General features: G+C 57.2%; 15 protein-coding genes. 6 read left to right on the top strand and 9 right to left on the bottom strand.

Features of this window, described 5'->3' with window-relative positions; all coding sequences use genetic code 11:
- Positions 1-39 precede the first annotated feature (39 nt).
- From ACHFGA_RS07750 to ACHFGA_RS07725, 6 genes are all read right to left on the bottom strand, one after another.
- Positions 40-519, bottom strand: coding sequence for a hypothetical protein (locus ACHFGA_RS07750; protein WP_394281826.1), 480 nt, complete (start codon positions 517-519; stop codon positions 40-42).
- A gap of 147 nt (positions 520-666) precedes the next feature.
- Positions 667-1,281 (bottom strand): heme ABC exporter ATP-binding protein CcmA, encoded by a 615-nt coding sequence (gene ccmA, locus ACHFGA_RS07745; protein ID WP_394281825.1) that lies wholly within the window; start codon positions 1,279-1,281, stop codon positions 667-669.
- Positions 1,278-1,661 carry a hypothetical protein gene (locus ACHFGA_RS07740; RefSeq protein WP_394281824.1) on the bottom strand — a complete coding sequence of 128 codons (384 nt, stop codon included), beginning with the start codon at positions 1,659-1,661 and terminating at the stop codon, positions 1,278-1,280. The genes ccmA and ACHFGA_RS07740 overlap by 4 nt, the downstream gene beginning before the upstream one ends.
- A 30-nt stretch (positions 1,662-1,691) precedes the next feature.
- Positions 1,692-3,236, bottom strand: a complete 1,545-nt coding sequence (locus ACHFGA_RS07735; RefSeq protein WP_394281823.1) for a hypothetical protein — start codon at positions 3,234-3,236, stop codon at positions 1,692-1,694.
- Positions 3,237-3,518: 282 nt separating this feature from the next.
- On the bottom strand, positions 3,519-4,043 hold the full coding sequence (locus tag ACHFGA_RS07730) for a carboxymuconolactone decarboxylase family protein (RefSeq protein ID WP_394281822.1): 525 nt from the start codon (positions 4,041-4,043) through the stop codon (positions 3,519-3,521).
- A gap of 95 nt (positions 4,044-4,138) precedes the next feature.
- Entirely contained in the window at positions 4,139-4,735 is a 597-nt protein-coding gene (locus tag ACHFGA_RS07725; protein ID WP_394281821.1) for a peroxiredoxin, read from the bottom strand.
- Positions 4,736-4,894: 159 nt separating this feature from the next.
- Between ACHFGA_RS07725 and ACHFGA_RS07720 the strand changes: the two genes are divergently transcribed.
- Positions 4,895-5,851: a hydrogen peroxide-inducible genes activator gene (locus ACHFGA_RS07720; RefSeq protein ID WP_394281820.1), complete on the top strand. Its 957-nt coding sequence runs from the start codon at positions 4,895-4,897 to the stop codon at positions 5,849-5,851.
- Positions 5,852-5,866: 15 nt separating this feature from the next.
- Here the strand turns inward: ACHFGA_RS07720 and ACHFGA_RS07715 are convergent, their stop codons facing one another.
- Both ACHFGA_RS07715 and ACHFGA_RS07710 read right to left on the bottom strand, forming a co-directional pair.
- The gene (locus tag ACHFGA_RS07715; RefSeq protein ID WP_394281819.1) at positions 5,867-7,015 is read right to left on the bottom strand and encodes a hypothetical protein; all 1,149 of its coding nucleotides are present in this window, start codon (positions 7,013-7,015) and stop codon (positions 5,867-5,869) included.
- Between the two features lie 80 nt (positions 7,016-7,095).
- The gene (locus tag ACHFGA_RS07710) at positions 7,096-7,635 is read right to left on the bottom strand and encodes a hypothetical protein (protein WP_161795938.1); all 540 of its coding nucleotides are present in this window, start codon (positions 7,633-7,635) and stop codon (positions 7,096-7,098) included.
- Positions 7,636-8,088: 453 nt separating this feature from the next.
- On the opposite strand from ACHFGA_RS07710, the gene hrpA reads away from it, so the two are divergent.
- Entirely contained in the window at positions 8,089-11,994 is a 3,906-nt protein-coding gene (gene hrpA, locus ACHFGA_RS07705) for an ATP-dependent RNA helicase HrpA (protein WP_394281818.1), read from the top strand.
- On the opposite strand, the gene nrdR is transcribed toward hrpA, so the two are convergent.
- A complete protein-coding gene (nrdR, locus tag ACHFGA_RS07700; RefSeq protein ID WP_018581189.1) occupies positions 11,995-12,450 on the bottom strand; it encodes a transcriptional regulator NrdR in 456 nt (151 codons plus the stop codon).
- Positions 12,451-13,197: 747 nt separating this feature from the next.
- Here nrdR and lexA point away from each other — a divergent pair.
- The 4 genes from lexA (at position 13,198) to ACHFGA_RS07680 (ending at position 18,177) form a co-directional block, all read left to right on the top strand.
- A complete protein-coding gene (gene lexA, locus ACHFGA_RS07695; RefSeq protein ID WP_394281817.1) occupies positions 13,198-13,890 on the top strand; it encodes a transcriptional repressor LexA in 693 nt (230 codons plus the stop codon).
- Positions 13,891-14,150: 260 nt separating this feature from the next.
- Positions 14,151-14,930, top strand: coding sequence for a DeoR/GlpR family DNA-binding transcription regulator (locus tag ACHFGA_RS07690; RefSeq protein WP_018581186.1), 780 nt, complete (start codon positions 14,151-14,153; stop codon positions 14,928-14,930).
- Positions 14,931-15,097: 167 nt separating this feature from the next.
- A complete protein-coding gene (locus ACHFGA_RS07685; RefSeq protein ID WP_394281816.1) occupies positions 15,098-16,087 on the top strand; it encodes a 1-phosphofructokinase family hexose kinase in 990 nt (329 codons plus the stop codon).
- Positions 16,084-18,177 carry a fructose-specific PTS transporter subunit EIIC gene (locus tag ACHFGA_RS07680; RefSeq protein ID WP_394281815.1) on the top strand — a complete coding sequence of 698 codons (2,094 nt, stop codon included), beginning with the start codon at positions 16,084-16,086 and terminating at the stop codon, positions 18,175-18,177. Before ACHFGA_RS07685 ends, ACHFGA_RS07680 begins: the two co-directional genes overlap by 4 nt.
- Positions 18,178-18,213 lie beyond the last annotated feature (36 nt).

Genomic DNA, 18,213 nt, shown 5'->3' with positions numbered 1-18,213 from the left:
GCGCGAAACTGCAAAGTTGTCTCGCCAAGTGTTGCGATCTTAGGGGCAAGCAGCCGCGTCGGCACGCGCCCGCGTTGCTTCTGCACGAAGCGCCAACATGCGGGTGCGTTCGGAATCAGCACGGAAGTGCTGCTGGGCTTGGGCCACGAAAGCCTCACGATGGCCAGCAGCCTTTTCGAATTCGCCGTGCGCCTCGAGCATGTCGGCCAAGTAGTGGTCCGACATGTTGATCCCGTCTACCAGAGCGTAGTCAAAGTATCCCGCGTCCACGAGAAACTCCAGAGGCCGCTCGGTGTCAGCGTAGCGGCGTTGCTTGCGCAGTACAGCCAGCCACAGCACGTGTAGGGCCAAGCGTGCCTGGTGGTGGAACTTGTCTTCACCGCGCACCAAGGAGGCATACATTTCTGCGCTTTCGCGGGCGACACGTTGCTTGTGGCTGCGCATGAGCCCGCCGACGACAGTCTTTGCTTCGTCGACCAGCTCACGTGCTTCCGGAGCTGTCATGTCTCTCGTGCTCATGCGGGTTCTCCTTTGCTCCTTGTCCCGTCGAGTGTAATACAGAACACACGAGGGAGACGCGAGTCTCACATGGGAATCCTGTCGGATTAGTCGCAGCCGGCGGACTCGCGGTACTGGACAAGCGCACAGCAATATCTGTCTGCCGGACTAAAGCTTCACAACCTCGTCAACATTTTCAGCTATGTATGCGGAATGGGTGGCCACCACAACGACAGCACCGTTTTCGGCGAATCGGCGCAAGTGCATCAAGACAATCTGAGAATTCGTGCCATCGAGAGCGCCCGTTGGCTCGTCGGCCAGCACAATCTTTGGTTCCGTGATAATCAGTCGGGTCAACGCAATGCGCTGTTGCTCGCCGCCTGAAAGTTCACTGACCGTCCGTTTCTCCGTCCCGCTAAGACCCACTTCCTCCAATGCGGCAGCCAACGTCGATGCGGACACGCGCGGAACTGCAATCTTAATATTTTCCGCCACCGATAGATCAGGCACCAACCCATAATCTTGGAAAAGATAGCCAACATTCGCTCGGCGGAACTTACGACGAGCGCGCGAGCTCATAGTCGCGATATCACGGGAATCAAACTCGATACTCCCTGAATCTGGCACTACCAAACCACCTAGCATGTTCAGGAGGGTGGTCTTGCCGCTGCCAGACGGTCCCGTTAGGGCAGCGACCCGTCCTGCTTTAAAAGTTTCTGTGAAGTTTTTGATGATCATTCGGCTGCCAAAAGCACACGAAATTTCACGCACGTAAATTGTCATTGTGGTTCCGTACTTTCTCTCGCATCCCACTGTGAAGCAGCCTTTAGGGTTAACAACACAGAGGCCATCAACCATGCCAAGCTGAATCCGACGACGGCAACGATTGTCAACGGTGACCATTGGCTTTCGAAACCGATATTCCATGTTGACGGCACCTGAAGATCAGATTGAATCTGATGTTCACGGAGTTTGTAGAACAGCCAACCTATCGCTGCCAAGAAAAACGCAACTTCTATCACTATTAACTCTTTTGAGACCCACCAGGGGCTACGGCCGAAAATATAGGCGATATGAATTTTTCGCCGATAAGCAACACGAAATGTAATAATGGCAGCCCCCACTAAGACAGTCACCAAAAGCAGTGCTGCGACGGTATTCAACCCCCACAAAACTACATAGTTCTCAGCTGTTCACTTACTTTCCTGCCAAGAGTCCTCGCGAGGTCTTGAGAAAGAAAGCGTTGCTCCCGTCGCGCCTTTCAAAAGGTATGAAGGAACACTAGGCGAATCAGAAATTAAGGTTTGCTGAGAGACTTTTGAAATCAAGTTGTCATTTCCGAACGGCGCCAGACCGCGAGGGAGTATAACCAAGATCGGGTTCTCAACCTGCGGGTGGAAATCAACATCATAAGTAAAAACAGTGCCCAGACTGCAGCGAGAGCGCCACTCAATGGTAGGGACGGGTTCATGAGAAAGTTCGGCCTCAAAGTCCAACGCATCTTGTATGGTCTGCATTGAGTCACGCGATAGTTCCACAGGCGAGCACACCACAATGCCCCTATTGTCTAGCTGAGTTACTCCTGCCTGCTGAGCGAATTCTTGATTCACTAACAATACCGGCGCTTCCAATTCCACAGGCCACGTCATCCAATACGGGTCCACTAGGAACACCTCTCCGGCCTCGTCTGCCGTCCTGAACGGTTCTACAGTGGCAGCATCTGTCCAATCTTCAATTGAAGTATTGGTATTCAGGGCGAACTCTTGCGGCCCCTGGTGCGCGTCCCACGCTGCCTGGAGACGCTGACGCTCCCCGAGCTCTGCTACAACTCCTACCAAAGCTGCGACTGCACTGAGAGCAGCAACCAACGTGACGCAGCGGACCACGGCCAAAGAGTAGAAAACGGGCCGTGCGTTTACTCTGCCTTTAATGGACTGGGGAATTGAGGTCATTCGAACGACCCATTGCCCGCCTAAATACCCTGTGAGCAGGCATACAGAGAGCACAGCGCTGGCCGAGAAAAAGAATGCCCAAAACACCCGCGCCAATGCCCATCCGTTGTACATATAGAGCAGCACTGCAACAATGAGTGGTCCTCCGACGTATGCGGTGAGCAGCACCCTGCGTTGGCGACGTGCTTCATCAATCATTGTTTCAGAAACGCTAAGCCCCAATAGGCGGTGAACACCAATCTCCCGTGATCGGACCAAAGAATGCCCCGCGCCAAGTATCAGGCACAGCAGCACTGATAAGACAAACAGAATTGGAATCGTCGACGTGGCGAAGATCTGGATGAGAATGCGTGGCCATACGACTGCATCAATCCCTTGCTCACCTAACCACTGCAACAACTTTTGGACATTAGCCCCAGATCCTTGCGCAAATACAATCTGCCGCGGATCAGGATGTGGGAAGTCTTCCAGCGGATAAACAACGTCAATTTCCCCGTGCTCGAAGCGTGGCTTTTCCGTCCTCCCAGCGTCAGGAGAAACTGAAGAAGAATAGACTCGATACTCCCCATTCGAGATAGCGATGGACGAATAGCTTATCGCCACACCCGCATCATTTTCGCGCGCAAAATGAGCTAAGTCGGAATAGAAATCCCGGTAGTCCACAGTGCTGTCGACTGATTCGATCTTTACTGCGTTTCGGCCCTGGTGAGCATCCACGGACGAATATAGCGTTGCTCCAAGAAAGGCTACAGTGGCAGCCAAAATAGCCGTGATGATAATCCCCACGGTTAACAGGCTCGTTTTAAGTCTGGCCATGCTCTATCAGTGCTGGTAGTAGTACCGGTTTCCTATGGCCTTGCGGTGACGCATCTCAGATCCCATGATTCTTCCAATCAATAGATTTTATGGTGAAATTATTTTTAACATGAATCCATTGCCAGCACCAGAGATAAGACGAATAAAATAGACAACTATTGTCGCCGCTGGGGAGAAGAAGAGCCCCGCCGTTCCCTCTCCCATGAGGAGTTCGGCGGGGCGCTCGTTTTAAAGCGGTTTTACACGACTGTTTTAGCGTGCGTCCTCAATCTGGACAGCCTGTGCTACAGCGTTGACCACTGCGCCAATCTTGACTGCCTCCCAGACCTGCTCCTTGGTCATGCCCTCGTCCTGCACAACCTTTGCGTGCGCTGCCAGGCAGGCCTCGCAGCCGTTCATTGCGGAGACGGTGATGGACCACAGCTCGAAGTTGACCTTCTCCACACCTGGCTTGGAGATGATGTTCATGCGCAGGCCGAACTTAACGTTGGCGTAGTCGTCGCCGAGCATGTGCTTGGAGCGGTATGCAACATTGTTCATCGCCATGACGGTCGCAGCACCGAATGCCGAGTTCAACGCTTCCTCGGAGAGGTGCTCCTTGGCCTCGTCGACGATTTCCGAAATGACGGTCTCGTTCTTCGTTGCTGCCGCCGCTGCGACGAAGCAGCCCCACAGCTGCTCTTCGTTCAGCTCGGTAGAGCGAGCCAGGGTGCCGATGTTCAGCTTCTGGTCCTTGGCGTACTCAGGCAGGGCGCTCTTCAGGTTATCGATGGACATATGCAGTTCCTTTCGATTGATAGGTTATTTTTCTGTGGAGGTCAAAGGTGTGCCCCGCCCCCGAAAAAGCGCGGGTTGCGGGGCCACTGCTGAAACTACTTCAGGGAATCCTGAACAACGTCCAGCTTGTTGATGTTCTTGGTTGGGTCGTTTGCCTCCCAGTTGCAGGCGCAAACTTCCTCAGACTGCAGTGCGTCGAGCACACGCAGGACCTCGTCAACGTTACGACCCACAGCGTCTGGGGTGACAGACACGAACTGGATGATGCCGTCTGGGTCGATGATGAAGGTCGCACGGTCAGCAACGCCGTCTGCGTTCTCAACACCGAGCTCACGGATGAGCTCGTGCTTGATGTCAGAGAACATTGGGAAAGGAACGTCCTTCAGCTCTGGGTGGGTTGCACGCCAGTTGAAGTGAGCAAACTCGTTGTCGGTGGAGCCGCCGAGGATCTGGGTGTCACGGTCCTGGAAGTCCTCGTCCAGCTTGCCGAATGCAGCAATTTCAGTTGGGCAGACGAAGGTGAAGTCCTTCGGGTAGAAGAAAACGACCTTCCACATGCCCTGGTACTTGTCCAGAGAGACGGTCTCGAAGTAATCCTCAGGCTGCGCAGCGTTAACGTCGTGCAGGTCGCCGCCCTTCAGTGCGGTGAGCTCGAACTCTGGGAAGCGCTCCCCAACAGTCATAATTGCCATAATGCAACTCTCCTTTATAGTTACAACGTATAAATCCGTGTAGTCTGTGATGACGATAGTTGTACTACCGTACGCCTCCACATGACTGCCGATTATTATTCCCTAATCGGCTAACCCTGTCAATAGCCAAACCTATAGTTTTAAGTTAAAGTGATAAGCATGAGCAATAAAGAGTACAGGCCCACTCTCGCGCAACTACGCACTTTCGTCACCATCGCGGAGAATAAACACTTTGGCACCGCCGCCAACAAGCTGTCTATTTCGCAGCCTTCCCTCTCCCAAGCGCTGGTCGCTTTAGAAACAGGGTTGGGGGTCCAGCTCATCGAACGCTCTACCCGCAAAGTCATCGTGACCCCTATTGGCGAAGAGCTTCTCCCCTACGCGAAGTCCACGCTGGAGGCCGCCGACCAGTTCCTTAACCACTCGCGCGGGGCGCACGGCATCCTCACCGGCCCGCTAACGATCGGCATTATTCCGACGGTCGCGCCTTATATCTTGCCGGAACTACTGCGTGGCCTCGAGCGCGAATACCCAGAGCTAGAGCCACGCATCGTCGAGGAGCAAACCCGGCACCTAGTGAACCAGCTGCGCGACGGTCAGATTGACGTAGCGGTCATGGCCCTGCCTTCCGACGGGGCCGGCATGGTGGATTATCCGCTGTACGACGAGCGCTTCACCATCGTCTTACCAAAGGGTCATGAGTTCGAAGGCAAGACCGACTTGGGCCTCGACGTTATGGACGATCTCAACCTATTGCTTCTCGACGATGGCCACTGCCTCCGCGACCAGGTTGTGGACCTGTGCCGCTTGGCTGACGTGAATCCTTCCGAGGCAACCGATGCGGTGACCCGCGCGTCTTCCCTGACGACGATCATTCAATTGGTCGTCGCCGGACTGGGTACCACGCTGGTTCCGGAATCCGCACTAGCAACAGAGTGCACTCGCCCCGGTTTGGCACTGGCAAACTTCGACGATTCGGTGAGCGCTCAGCGCACGATTGGCCTGGTATACCGGACGTCGTCGTCACGCGCTGAAGAATACGAAGCTCTTGGCGAGCTTGTAAAGCGTGCCTTCGAGGCGGCAAAGGCCCCGAACAAAGAATTGCTCGAGGCCTAGCGCTTTTAATCCTGTTTAGGCGAATCCCTGGTAACCGCCGTAGTTGTCAGGGTTCTGATCGTGACCGCCAAGTGGGCCGTCATGCTCTGGATCGTGCGGGATCGGTCCACCGGCGCCTTGGCGATACATGTGCGTCTGGGTCAGCATGAGCGCTGGCACAACCACCAAAGCGCCCAAACCCAAGGTGACCACAATGATGATCGTCGCAACGATTCCTATCACGAGATTGTAGAGCAGCAGCGTCCCATAATTCCTCTTGCCCACCTGAAACGCCTGAGCTATTGCTCCGCCAATCCCGGCGCGGCCTTCCGTCGCGAACTCGACTGGGAACATGAATAGCGGCGTAATGAGCAGCGCCAACACCAACAAGCCGCCGAGGAACGCGAACATACTTGCGCTACTTTCAGCAAGAAAGGCCTGCGATCCTTCCGGGGTATTCAAGCTGGTCGGGCTGAAACCGCTATTTGCGACCCACAGCATCAACGGCACACCAACGATGAGTCCTTGAATCAGCGAGACCACAATCGAGGTAATAAACCCTTGGCTGAAGTGCACATCCTTGAACAAATCGCCGTAACCGGCTTTAACCTTGTCTACCTGCCAAATCATCAGGCGGACGACGAAGACCATCCATGCGGCAGAGATCAGGGTCATCACAATGTCCAGGACTACGCCGGCTAGCGAGCCACCGAACTGGGCAGACACGGGACCAAGCACAACGCCGATCACCGCACTCAGGACGCCTACGGCCAAAGTGCCAAGAATGAACACAGCTGCGTTGGAGAACGTCTTCGACACGCCCCACTTCAGCGCGCGCAGCACGTTGACTTTGCCGTCGGTGGCTACCATGTTCGGGTTCAGGCCGCCCAAGCCGCTGTCCACCTGATTGCCGAATCCCGTGCCACCGCCGTACGGCGCCTGCGGCTGAGGCTGTGCCCCGTAGGGCTGGTACCCCTGACTCTGGTCTGAGGCGGGGTAACCAGGGTAGCTCTGGTATCCCTGAGCACCCTGCGTGCCATAATCAGGTGCGTCTTCGGGATGCGGTGTCGAAGGGTACTGAGGATACTGCGGATACTCAGGATACTCTGGGGGCTGCTGTGAGTTCAGATCGTCATTGTCTTTACCTTCTTCGTGGTTGTTGTCGCCGTGTGGTGGTGTTGTCACTACCAGCTCTCCTTCCTTGGAAAACATCGTTGGTTCCTAAGCCTAGTAGTTAAGAGAGCCCATCATCAGAAGACAGCGCGCTAACCATTTGTGCCGACTGGGATATAGCCGCAGTTAAACTGCCGAACCAAGTGACCACGGATAATCGCCGAAAGCGGCACAACCGCGAGAACTCCAAACCCGAAGGTGAGGCCGATGATCAGCTGGCTCAGTACGATCTCCACGATGAAGTACACCAGCAGTGCTAGCCAGTGTTGCCGGCCCGCCTGAATATTGTCGCCGATCGCCTCGAACACGCCACGGCCATCAGCGATGAAATAGGGAACGAGGAAGAAGAACGGGATCAGTGCTATGGGCAGCACAATGAGCCCAAGGAGGATAAGCATATCGGCCTTCGGGGAGCCCTTCGCCAATTCAAAGAGCAATCCGATCGGAAAAATCAGCACTAACGCCACCGCGACGACCCCGATAATCAGTAACAACTGGTGGCCGACTCGGGCATTGGTATAGAAATCCCGAAACCGGATCGAAGGCTCAGCCGCTTGCACCACCCCGCCCCGGTAGATCCACAAGTTCACCACTGTTGTGAGCACGACTGAGGCGACGACAAGAACAGCCATCAATGCAAAAGATAGGTTATCGGCCGCATCCGACCTTATCGGTACTACCTCACCGAAAAATATGAGAACAAATGTGAGGGCGAAGATCAAGACCCCTGGAGCGACAAGGAGGAGACCCCAGGTTAACCAGTTGCTCCTCGAAGCCCACCGCGTAAATCCATAGTTGACAGCCGCCAACACGTTGATTTCACCATCGCCTCTGTCTAGTGGGCTGTGGTCTGGCGCGTAGTGGGTGAAGTGCTGCGGGTAGTTCGGTGGCACAGTATTCATCGCCTCTGTCCTTAGTTTCCTCTTAGCCCTTCCGGGCATGTGTAGGCCATTTTCCCTGTCTTGTACAGGCGAATATGAAGCATAATGTGAAAACGCCCAGATTTCTCTACAAGTTTGTTTTAAGCTCTCTACCGGTGCTAACCATGGACCTTCGCGATCAGCGACTAGACTGCATACTCAGCTATGACTACTTCCTCTACCCCTACGCGCGACGAGCTCTATGCGCGCCTCGATGAACTCACAATTTCGGATGCCCGCCGCTTTAGCCGCCGCCTGCGAAAGGCTCGCTCCCCTCAGGCTCTCCAGGCGATAGGCAAGGATCTCGATGAGGCGGCCCTCAAGGTGTCGCTTATCGACGAAAACATCCCTGAGATCTCTTTTCCCGAACAGTTACCGGTCTCTGAGCGACGCGACGACATCATGGAGCTGATCAGCGACAACCAGGTGGTCATCATCGCCGGCGAGACCGGTTCGGGTAAGACCACGCAGATCCCGAAGATGCTGCTGGATCTGGGGCGGGGCCGGCGCGGGTTGATTGGGCATACCCAGCCCCGGCGTTTGGCTGCACGCACGGTCGCGGAGCGCATCGCCGATGAGCTAGGTCAAAAGATTGGTGATTCTGTTGGCTACGCTATCCGCTTCGATGATCGCGTGTCCGCCACTACCGCCGTCAAGCTGATGACCGATGGCATTTTGCTGGCGGAGATGCAGCGTGACCGCTACCTCAATGCTTACGACACGATCATTATCGACGAGGCGCACGAGCGTTCCCTCAACATTGACTTCTTGCTGGGCTATTTGAAGCGCCTGCTTCCCCACCGCCCGGACTTGAAGGTGATCATTACCTCCGCCACGATTGATCCGGAGCGTTTCGCCGCGCATTTCGCGGACCAGGAGGGTACCCCTGCCCCCATCATCGAGGTCTCGGGCCGCACCTACCCCGTGGAGATCCGCTACCGCCCACTCGAGCAAGCGGTGGGCGACAAGGTCGTCGACATCGACATGCTGGACGGCCTCGTGCTAGCGCTAGAAGAGCTGATGGCTGAGGGGCCTGGCGATATCTTGTGTTTCTTCCCCGGCGAGCGCGATATCCGCGACGCCATGGAAGCCATTGAGGCGAAGAAGTGGCGCGGGGTGGAGGTCACTCCCCTGTTCGGCCGTCTCTCCAACCAGGAACAGCACCGCGTCTTTTCCCCGCACTCGGGCCGTCGCATCGTGTTGTCCACCAATATTGCAGAGACGTCTCTGACGGTTCCGGGCATCCACTACGTGGTGGATACCGGTACCGCGCGCATTTCCCGTTACTCCACCCGCACGAAGGTACAGCGCCTACCCATCGAGGAGATCTCTCAGGCAAGCGCCAACCAGCGCTCCGGCCGCTGTGGGCGTGTCGCCGACGGTATCGCCATCCGCCTCTATTCCGAGGACGATTTCAACTCTCGCCCCGAGTTCACCGATCCGGAGATCCTGCGCACCAACCTGGCCAGCGTGATCTTGCAGATGATTTCACTGCGACTGGGCAATATCACCGCTTTCCCCTTCATCCAGCCCCCAGAGCACAAGGCGGTCCGCGATGGCCTCGTGTTGCTCGACGAACTGGGAGCGCTGGAGGAATCGTCGGCAAGCAAGGACGAGCCGCGCTTAACGACGATCGGACGCGACCTTGCCCGCATCCCGGTCGATCCGCGCATGGCCAGGATGCTGGTAGAGGCCAATACCCTCGGGGTGTTGGAGGACGTTACGGTGATTGTCTCCGCCATGACAATCCAAGACGTGCGCGAACGTCCCCTAGAATTCCAGGCACAAGCCGACCAGGCGCATGCCCGGTTTAAAGACACGGAGTCTGATTTCCTTTCCAGCCTGAAGCTGTGGGACTACATCACTGAATCGCGCGATGAGATGTCCGGAAACGCGTTTCGGAAGCGGATGAAGAAGGAATACCTGCACTACATGCGTATCCGTGAGTGGTACGACTTGGTGCGTCAACTGCGCGACGTCGCCAAGCAGTTGGGCTGGTCGCGGACGGAGAATGTCGTCGGCAAGCGCGATCAGGATGCCATTCACCAGTCTCTCCTGTCCGGGCTACTGTCCAATATCGGTGCCCGTGATGGCAACAAGAAGGAATACCAAGGCGCGCGTGGCACAAGGTTCATGATCTTTCCGGGTTCCGCCCTGGCGAAGAAGCCGCCGGAGATGGTCATGGCGGGCGAGCTGGTTGAAACCTCGCGCTTGTGGGCCCGCGATGTCGCTAAGGTCCAGCCGGCCTGGGTTGAAAAATTAGCCGCGAACCTGCTGAAGCATTCCTATTCGGAGCCGGTGTGGTCCACAAAACGGGCCGCGGCGATGGTGCACCAGAAGTCAATGCTTTATGGTGTCACGATCGTCGCTGACCGGCTGATCCCCTATCACCGGGTGGATCGGGAAGCTGCGCGCGACATGTTCATTCGCCACGGCCTGATTGGTGGCGAGTGGAATACGCACCATAAGTTCCTCAAGCACAATCAACAGATGCTGGAAGAAGCCAGTGCTGTAGAGGACAAGGTGCGCCGCCGCGGGCTGGTTGTCGACGAAGATACGCTCTTCGAGTTTTATGATGCCCGTCTGCCCGACAACGCTGTCACCGGGCGCCACTTCGATTCGTGGTGGAAGAAGAAGCGCCACAATACGCCGGATTTCCTTGACTTTGATCCCGAGAAGCTTCTCGACGAGGAGCACTCGGCCAGTACGGACACACAATTCCCCGACCACTGGCGCCAGGGTTCAGTGACCTATGAGCTGCAATATAAGTTCGAACCGGGCGACCCCTTCGATGGGGTTACTGCCCTAGTACCTGTCCCGTTGCTGGCCAACGTGGACGATGAAGATTTTGACTGGCTTGTGCCCGGCCTGCGCGAGGAGCTTGTCACTGAGCTCATCCGGTCTCTGCCGAAGGCTCTGCGCAAGACGGTGGTTCCTGCCCCCGATTTTGCTCAGCGGGCCGCGCCGAAGCTGATTCCTTTCGAGGGGCGGATTACAGACCAGTTGGCTGGGGTGCTGCGTTCTTTGGGCGGCGCTGGCATCAATGGTTCCGATTTCCGTCCTGAAACACTGCCGCCCCACTTGCGCATGACGTTTGCCGCCGTGGACCGGCGTGGAAAAATCATCGACCACGACAAGGACATCAGCGCTTTGCAGGCGCGACGTGCAGGCCAAATTGAATCATCCATGTCTAAGGCTGGGAGAAAGGCCGAGTCGAAGGCTGTGCGGGAGTGGACCGATGACACGCTTGGTGAGATCCCCGAAACTGTCACCACGAAGGTCGACGGGAACGAAGTCGAGGCCTTCCCTGCTCTTGAGGCGACACCAGACGGGGTCAAGGTGACCGTCCATCCGACGAAGGCTGCGGCGGAGCAGTCAATGGTGACTGCAACGCTCACCATGTTGCTGCGGAAGATCTCTGTATCGGCCTCACAGATGACGAAGGGTCTACCGCTGCGCCAGCGGGTTGCTGTCGACAATTACCCGCATGGCGGTGCCGAGGGGCTTGTGGAAGATGCTCGGGTGGCAGCAATTCGTGATCTCATGTTCGATCACGGTGGGACTGTGCGCACTCCTGCTGACTTTGATCAGCTGTTGAATAAGGTCAAGCCAGAAGTAGCGGGCCGGGTACGCCGTTCCGTCGTCTCAGTCGTCCCCGGTTTGGTCGAATTTGCCAACGTGGCCGCAGAACTTGAGAAATGGGAAGGGCCTGCGATCGACGATATGCACGCACAGTTGAAGTTCCTCTTACCGCCGCATGCAATTACGGTGCATGGTACGGAGACTCTTCAGCACCTGCCTCGCTATATGGAGGCGATCAAGATCCGTCTTTCTGACATGGCGATAGACCCAGATCGCGACGCGGAGCGCCAAGATGTGGTCGACTCAGCCAAGCGTTATCTTGATGCGAAGCTGAAAAGGCTCCCACCTGCAGCGCAGAAATCGCGCGCGGTGAAGGATATTTTGTGGCGAATCGAGGAACTGCGGGTGAGCCTTTTCGCTCAAAGGCTGGGCACACCAAAGCCGGTATCTGAGCGGCGTATCCAGAAGATGGTGGACAAACTGGGCTGATTAGTATTCGCGGTCGCGGCGCCGCATCAGCCTAATTTCTGATTCGAAGTCGTCTGCGCTTTCGAAGGATTTGTACACCGAGGCAAAGCGCAGGTAGGCGACTTCGTCAAGTGCGCGAAGAGGTTCGAGGATAGCTAAACCGATGTCATTAGCGTTGACTTGGGAACTGCCTTGGCTGCGAATTGATTCTTCAACTTCCTGGGCGAGCAGCTTCAAGGAGTCGTCGGATACATCGCGCCCTTGGCACGCGCGCCGCACACCGGTAATAACTTTGTCACGGTTGAAAGGTTCAGACAGGCCGTTGCGTTTAATGACGGTGAGAATTGCTTTTTCTACCGTGGTGAATCGACCGTTGCACGACGTGCATTCGCGCCGACGACGAATCGCGGCACCATAATCGATAATGCGTGAGTCAATGACACGCGAGGAATCATTGTGGCAAAAAGGGCAATGCACTGGCAGCTAACCTATCTGAATTGAGGAAGCGGGATCACTGTGGTTAACCCACAGTTCAAATTCTACCGTCTCCTCCTGCTCTGCTTCACCTTGGCTCTCGCCCTCGCCAAGTTCTCTGCCAGCGCTAACGGATCTCCTACCTGCGGTCGAGAGTTTGGACTTCTGCCGTGTAATCGACAGGGGCCTGATCGCCCACCTGGGCATCCTCGAACACGCCACCCATGGCTGCCCCGACGATCAGGCTAAATCCCATGAAGGAAGCGAGAAGAATTGATCGGATGGAATCGTGGCGATTTTCGAGTTGCGTTCTGGTTCCATCATCCTCTCGATGATTCACACCTTCTAAGCGCCCCTCCGTTCGATATCTCCCGGGAAGTGTTCGAACACTCTTCGTGCGATGCGTGGCGCTTTCAGTCGGGTTAAGATCCCATACCGACGCAGGTGGCACCACCAGAGAGTTGGCGCGTGGGCGGCGTTGTACAGTGTTAACGTTGATTTCTTGGATCGTCATTATTTCTTCCCTTTCGTTGTGTGGCTATCGTATGAAGCGCTTGGGACATGCCCGAACACCAACTTCGCTTACGTGTTCGAATTAGCTTCTATGTTCGATTTATAGCACGGCGAGAAAACTTTGTCCATAGTTTGTCCGCCTTCTCGAACAAACTTGCAGTTTCGTGGTACACATGTAGTAACGAAACTTTTACGGACAGCCCAGTCCGTCTGACCCCACGCCGCTTAGGAGTAACCATGGCCCGCAAGAAGTCGGACCCCAAGAAACCAGATCCCGCAACCCTGTCAGCTAGGCAAAAGCGCATTCTCGAAGTGATTCAAGATGCCGTCGTCCTCCGGGGATACCCACCAAGCATTCGCGAAATTGGTGACGCAGCAGGTCTGCAGTCGACCTCCTCGGTGGCCTACCAACTCAAAGAGCTAGAGAAGAAGGGCTTTCTGCGCCGCGACCCGAACAAGCCGCGCGCTGTCGACTTGCGCCACTTCCCTAGCGCGAACCTAACTAAGAAAAAGGACACGTCACAGGACACTACCGAAGTTCCGGAGAACTCCGTTCAAACAAGTTATGTTCCCGTGGTCGGGCGCATCGCCGCCGGCAACCCCATCCTCGCTGAGCAGAATATCGATGAGTATTACCCCATGCCCACTGACATCGTGGGCGATGGTGAGCTTTATATGCTTCAGGTCGTTGGCGAATCAATGCGGGACGCCGGCATCCTCGACGGGGATTGGGTCGTCGTCAAGGCACAGCCAGTCGCCGAGGAGGGCGATTTCGTCGCCGCATTGCTTGACGACGAGGCCACCGTCAAGGAATTTCACCGTGATTCCACGGGTGTGTGGCTCCTCCCCCACAATGATGCTTTCGCACCCATCAAGGGAGACGAAGCCCAGATTATGGGACGCGTCGTTTCCGTGATGCGCACCCTCTAATCTCGCACAATCCTTTTCCACCTCTCTTAACGCGCTTCAGCCCACCTTGGCTTGGCCCGCGCTTTCATGCCCCGTAGGCGGGGTTAACCGACGGTTCTATTGGTCCCCCATAATCGCCGACTTCCTCTTAGCATGTGTCCGTCCAGTACACCCTGACGGGGGCATTCGGGCACCAACTCACATTCTCGGGCAGCGAAAGTTTGGAATACTGGACGAAAGGTAATATCCATTTTCAGCACGCAGTTTGCTCGGAGGCCCCAATGTATGCAGAGGAACGTCGGCGACAGATCGCGTCATTGACCGCTGTGGAAGGGCGGGTCAATGTCACGGAACTGGCCCAAAAATTTGAGGTAACGGCGGAAACCATCCGCCGAGACCTCGCGGTCCTAGACCGCGAGGGCGTGGTCCACCGCGTCCATGGCGGTGCGGTGGCGAGCCAATCCTTCCTCACCACCGAGTTCCCCCTGGATACCCGCTTCCGGTCATCGCCTACCGCAAAGTCGGCAATCGCCCGTGAGGCGATGAAGTTCTTGCCATCCCGTGGAGGCGGGGTTTTCCTCGATGCGGGCACAACGATCAATGGGCTGGCGGACTTGATGACCGAACACCCCGACGCCAAGACGTGGTCGATCGTCACCAACTCACTGCCGATCGCTTTGGAACTCTCCGGCGCAGGCCTGGACAATGTCCAGCTTCTTGGGGGAAGCGTTCGCGCCATCACCCAGGCGGTGGTTGGCGATACAGCGCTGCGCACCCTGGCACTGATGCGCGCGGAAGTCGCGTTCATTGGCACGAACGCACTGACCATCGACCATGGCCTCTCCACCGCCGATGCACAAGAAGCTGCGGTGAAGTCCTCGATGGTCACCAACGCCCGCCAGGTCGTCGTCCTGTGTGACTCTACAAAACTCGGAAACGATTACCTGGTGAGTTTCGCTTCGCTGGATCAGGTCGATGCAATCATCACCGATGCCGATGCACCGGAGTCCTTCATCGCTGATCTACGCGAGCAGGGCATCGACGTCCTCCTCGCCGAATGAAAACAATGTTAATTCAGACACAATTCCACAGTTTTGTGTGAATTTTCCCCATAAACCATTGCCCGATCGGACACGATCGGGCATACTTATTGGCAGAGGCCGATGTGCCACCAGCCACGAGTAGTGGTTTCGGCCAGAAACATCACAACAGAAAAGGAACCACGACCGTGATTCTGACGCTTACTGCTAATCCCAGCATCGACGCAACACTGAGTCTCGCAGACCCACTGAAACGTGGAGAGGTCCAACGCCCCACCCACGCACAACGCAGCGCCGGCGGCAAAGGCGTGAACGTCGCCAACGCACTACACCGCGGCGGCGTGGAGACCCGCGCACTCTTCCCTGCCGCAGATAATGACCCATTCGTCGCCCTCGTCCGGGCTGCAAAGGTCCCCTTTACCAATGTTCCCATCCCCGGGTCGGTGCGCACCAACACCGCCGTCACCGAAGCAGACGGCACCACCACCAAGCTCAACGAACCAGGAGCGGAACTTAACGACGATCACCTCCGCGAGATTGAAAACATCGTGGTCGACGCCGCCGCTGACGGCTCGGCCATCGTCATGTCCGGTTCCCTTCCTCCCGGCGCACCGCTGGATTGGTACGCCATTCTCGTCGCTAAGTGCATCGACGCTAACCCTGACGCCCTCGTTGCCGTCGATACTTCTGATGCGCCCCTGCAAGCCCTTGGTGAGCGGCTAGAAGACTGCGCTCCCACATTGCTGAAACCCAATGGGATCGAGCTGGGTCAGCTCACCGGGTTTGATGGTGAGGACATCGAAAGACAAGCAGAGTCCGGTGATTTCGGACCGGCCCTCGACGCAGCCAGGCCACTGCTGGATAAGGGTGTCTCCGAAATTTTGCTCACTCTAGGCGGTGCCGGTGCAGCGCTGATTACCTCCGACGGTGCGTGGGTTGCTACTCCACCGCCAACACAGGTGGTGTCCACGGTCGGTGCGGGCGATTGCTCGCTGGCAGGCTATCTCCGCGCTCGGTCGCACGGTCTGGATTATGCCGAGTCTTTGGGCTGGGCGGTGGCCTACGGTTCTGCCGCGGCTGGCCTTCCCGGGACGGAAATCCCCGGTCCTGATCTTGTGAATTTTTCTGAAACAACTATCCGAACCATTGTCCATTCTGAAAGCAAGGACCTACGATGAGTGACTCATTAATTACGTCAAACCTCGTCAGCCTTGATGTCGACTTCGGTACGACACCACGCGACGTCATCACCCACCTCGCCGACACCGTCGCCGCCGCCGGGCGTTCCTCGGATGCTGCACAGCTTGCCGCTGACGCCTACGAACGCGAAAGCAAAGCAGGCACCGGGGTGAATGGCCAAGTGGCTATCCCCCACTGTCGCTCCGCTGCCGTCAGCCAACCCACGTTGGCGTTCGCCCGACTGTCCCGCCCCGTTGACTTTGGTGGCCCAGACGGGGATGCCGAACTTGTCTTCCTCATTGCCGCACCTGAAGGTGGCGGCAAGGAGCACATGAAGATCCTCTCCAAGCTGGCGCGCGCCCTCGTTCGTGGTGACTTCATCGACAAGCTGCGGGCAGCTTCCACCAACGACGACATTGTCGAAGCGGTGCTCGCGGTCACCAACGCGGAGAAAAAGTCGTCGAAGTCTACCTCGACGGCCGCTGCTCCAAGCACGCCTGCAGAGACCGCACCCGCTCCGGCAAGCGTCGCGCCGACGATCGTTGCCGTGACCGCCTGCCCCACCGGTATCGCCCACACCTATATGGCAGCCGATGCACTCCAGCAAGCTGCGGACAAGCGTGAGGACGTGCACCTTGTCGTCGAAACGCAAGGCTCCTCTGGTGGAGAGCAGCTTGATCCTGCGATCATCGAGAAGGCGGAGGCCGTCATTTTCGCCGTCGACGTCGCAGTCCGCGACAAGGAGCGCTTCGCCGGCAAGCCCTTTATTCAAACCCCGGTGAAGCGGGGAATCAATGAGCCCGACGCCATGCTGGACGAGGCGTTGGCCGCCGCGAAGGATCCCAACGCACGACGGGTCGTAGCGGACGGCACCGCCAGCTCCGCGCAATCGGGCTCCTCGAGCAGCGAAGAAAGCTGGCCAAAGCGCATCCAACAGGCAGTGATGACGGGCGTGTCCTACATGGTGCCTTTCGTCGCAGCCGGCGGGTTGTTGCTCGCGCTGGGATTCCTTATCGGCGGTTATGACGTCGCCAACGGCTGGCAGGCTATTTCCACCGGCTATTCGCTATCGAACCTGCCTGGCAATGAGGTGCTTGTCGACGGCGCCACCGTGGTCTTCGACCGTTCTGGCCTAGCGCTCTACTTGGGCGCTGTGATGTTTGCGATTGGCCAAGCCGCGATGGGCTTCGTCGTCGCAGCGCTCTCGGGCTATACCGCATTTTCGCTGGCCGGTCGTCCGGGTATCGCGCCTGGTTTCGTCGGCGGTGCTATCTCAGTCATGCTGGGAGCAGGCTTCATCGGTGGCTTGATCACGGGTATTCTGGCCGGTGTTGTCGCCCACTGGATTGGCAACTGGAAGGTCCCTGCGTGGCTGCGCTCACTGATGCCTGTGGTCATCATCCCGCTGCTGACCTCGCTGATCGTCGGCTTGGCGATGTTCCTGCTGCTCGGCCGCCCACTCGAGGCACTAATGACTGGGCTGACCGATTGGCTGAACTCCATGTCCGGTTCTTCGGCTATTCTTCTGGGCCTGATCATCGGCCTGATGATGTGCTTGGACCTGGGTGGCCCAGTAAACAAGGCTGCCTACCTCTTCGGTACCGCTGGACTGTCCGCCGGTACGGAGGCCAGCTACCAGATCATGGCTGCGGTCATGCTCGCCGGTATGGTTCCGCCGATTGCTTTGTCCATCGCTACGTTCATCCGCAAGCAGCTGTTCACCCCGGCGGAGCAGGAAAACGGTAAGTCCGCATGGCTGCTGGGCCTGTCATTCGTCTCCGAGGGCGCGATCCCATTCGCGGCAGCAGATCCCCTGCGCGTGATCCCTTCCATGATGGCCGGCGGCGCTGTCACCGGCGCGGTGTCCATGGCCCTCGGTGTGGGCTCGCGCGCACCACACGGCGGTATCTTCGTGCTGTTCGCCATCAACCCGTGGTGGGGAGCACTGATCGCCCTGGCAGCAGGCATCGCAACCTCGACCGTGGCGGTCCTCGCGCTCAAGCAGTTTTGGCCAAACCGTGCCGTCGAGGAAGCAGCGGAAAACGGAGTGCACAACAATTCACAAGAATCCTCCGCAGTCACCGCATAATCTTCTAGACTTGACCCAGATCAACTAACGAAAGGA

The sequence above is a fragment of the Corynebacterium sp. genome (genome assembly GCF_043426755.1).
In the GTDB taxonomy this organism is placed as follows: domain Bacteria; phylum Actinomycetota; class Actinomycetes; order Mycobacteriales; family Mycobacteriaceae; genus Corynebacterium.
This window is presented reverse-complemented; position numbering and strand designations above follow the sequence as displayed.

Excerpts from the sequence above, each read along its gene's own strand:
- ACHFGA_RS07750 (WP_394281826.1), bottom strand. The coding sequence starts at position 519 with ATGAGCACGAGAGACATGACAGCTCCGGAAGCACGTGAGCTGGTCGAC.
- ccmA (WP_394281825.1), bottom strand. The coding sequence starts at position 1,281 with ATGACAATTTACGTGCGTGAAATTTCGTGTGCTTTTGGCAGCCGAATG.
- ACHFGA_RS07730 (WP_394281822.1), bottom strand. The coding sequence starts at position 4,043 with ATGTCCATCGATAACCTGAAGAGCGCCCTGCCTGAGTACGCCAAGGAC.
- ACHFGA_RS07725 (WP_394281821.1), bottom strand. The coding sequence starts at position 4,735 with ATGGCAATTATGACTGTTGGGGAGCGCTTCCCAGAGTTCGAGCTCACC.
- ACHFGA_RS07720 (WP_394281820.1), top strand. The coding sequence starts at position 4,895 with ATGAGCAATAAAGAGTACAGGCCCACTCTCGCGCAACTACGCACTTTC.
- ACHFGA_RS07710 (WP_161795938.1), bottom strand. The coding sequence starts at position 7,635 with ATGGCTGTTCTTGTCGTCGCCTCAGTCGTGCTCACAACAGTGGTGAAC.
- hrpA (WP_394281818.1), top strand. The coding sequence starts at position 8,089 with ATGACTACTTCCTCTACCCCTACGCGCGACGAGCTCTATGCGCGCCTC.
- lexA (WP_394281817.1), top strand. The coding sequence starts at position 13,198 with ATGGCCCGCAAGAAGTCGGACCCCAAGAAACCAGATCCCGCAACCCTG.
- ACHFGA_RS07690 (WP_018581186.1), top strand. The coding sequence starts at position 14,151 with ATGTATGCAGAGGAACGTCGGCGACAGATCGCGTCATTGACCGCTGTG.
- ACHFGA_RS07680 (WP_394281815.1), top strand. The coding sequence starts at position 16,084 with ATGAGTGACTCATTAATTACGTCAAACCTCGTCAGCCTTGATGTCGAC.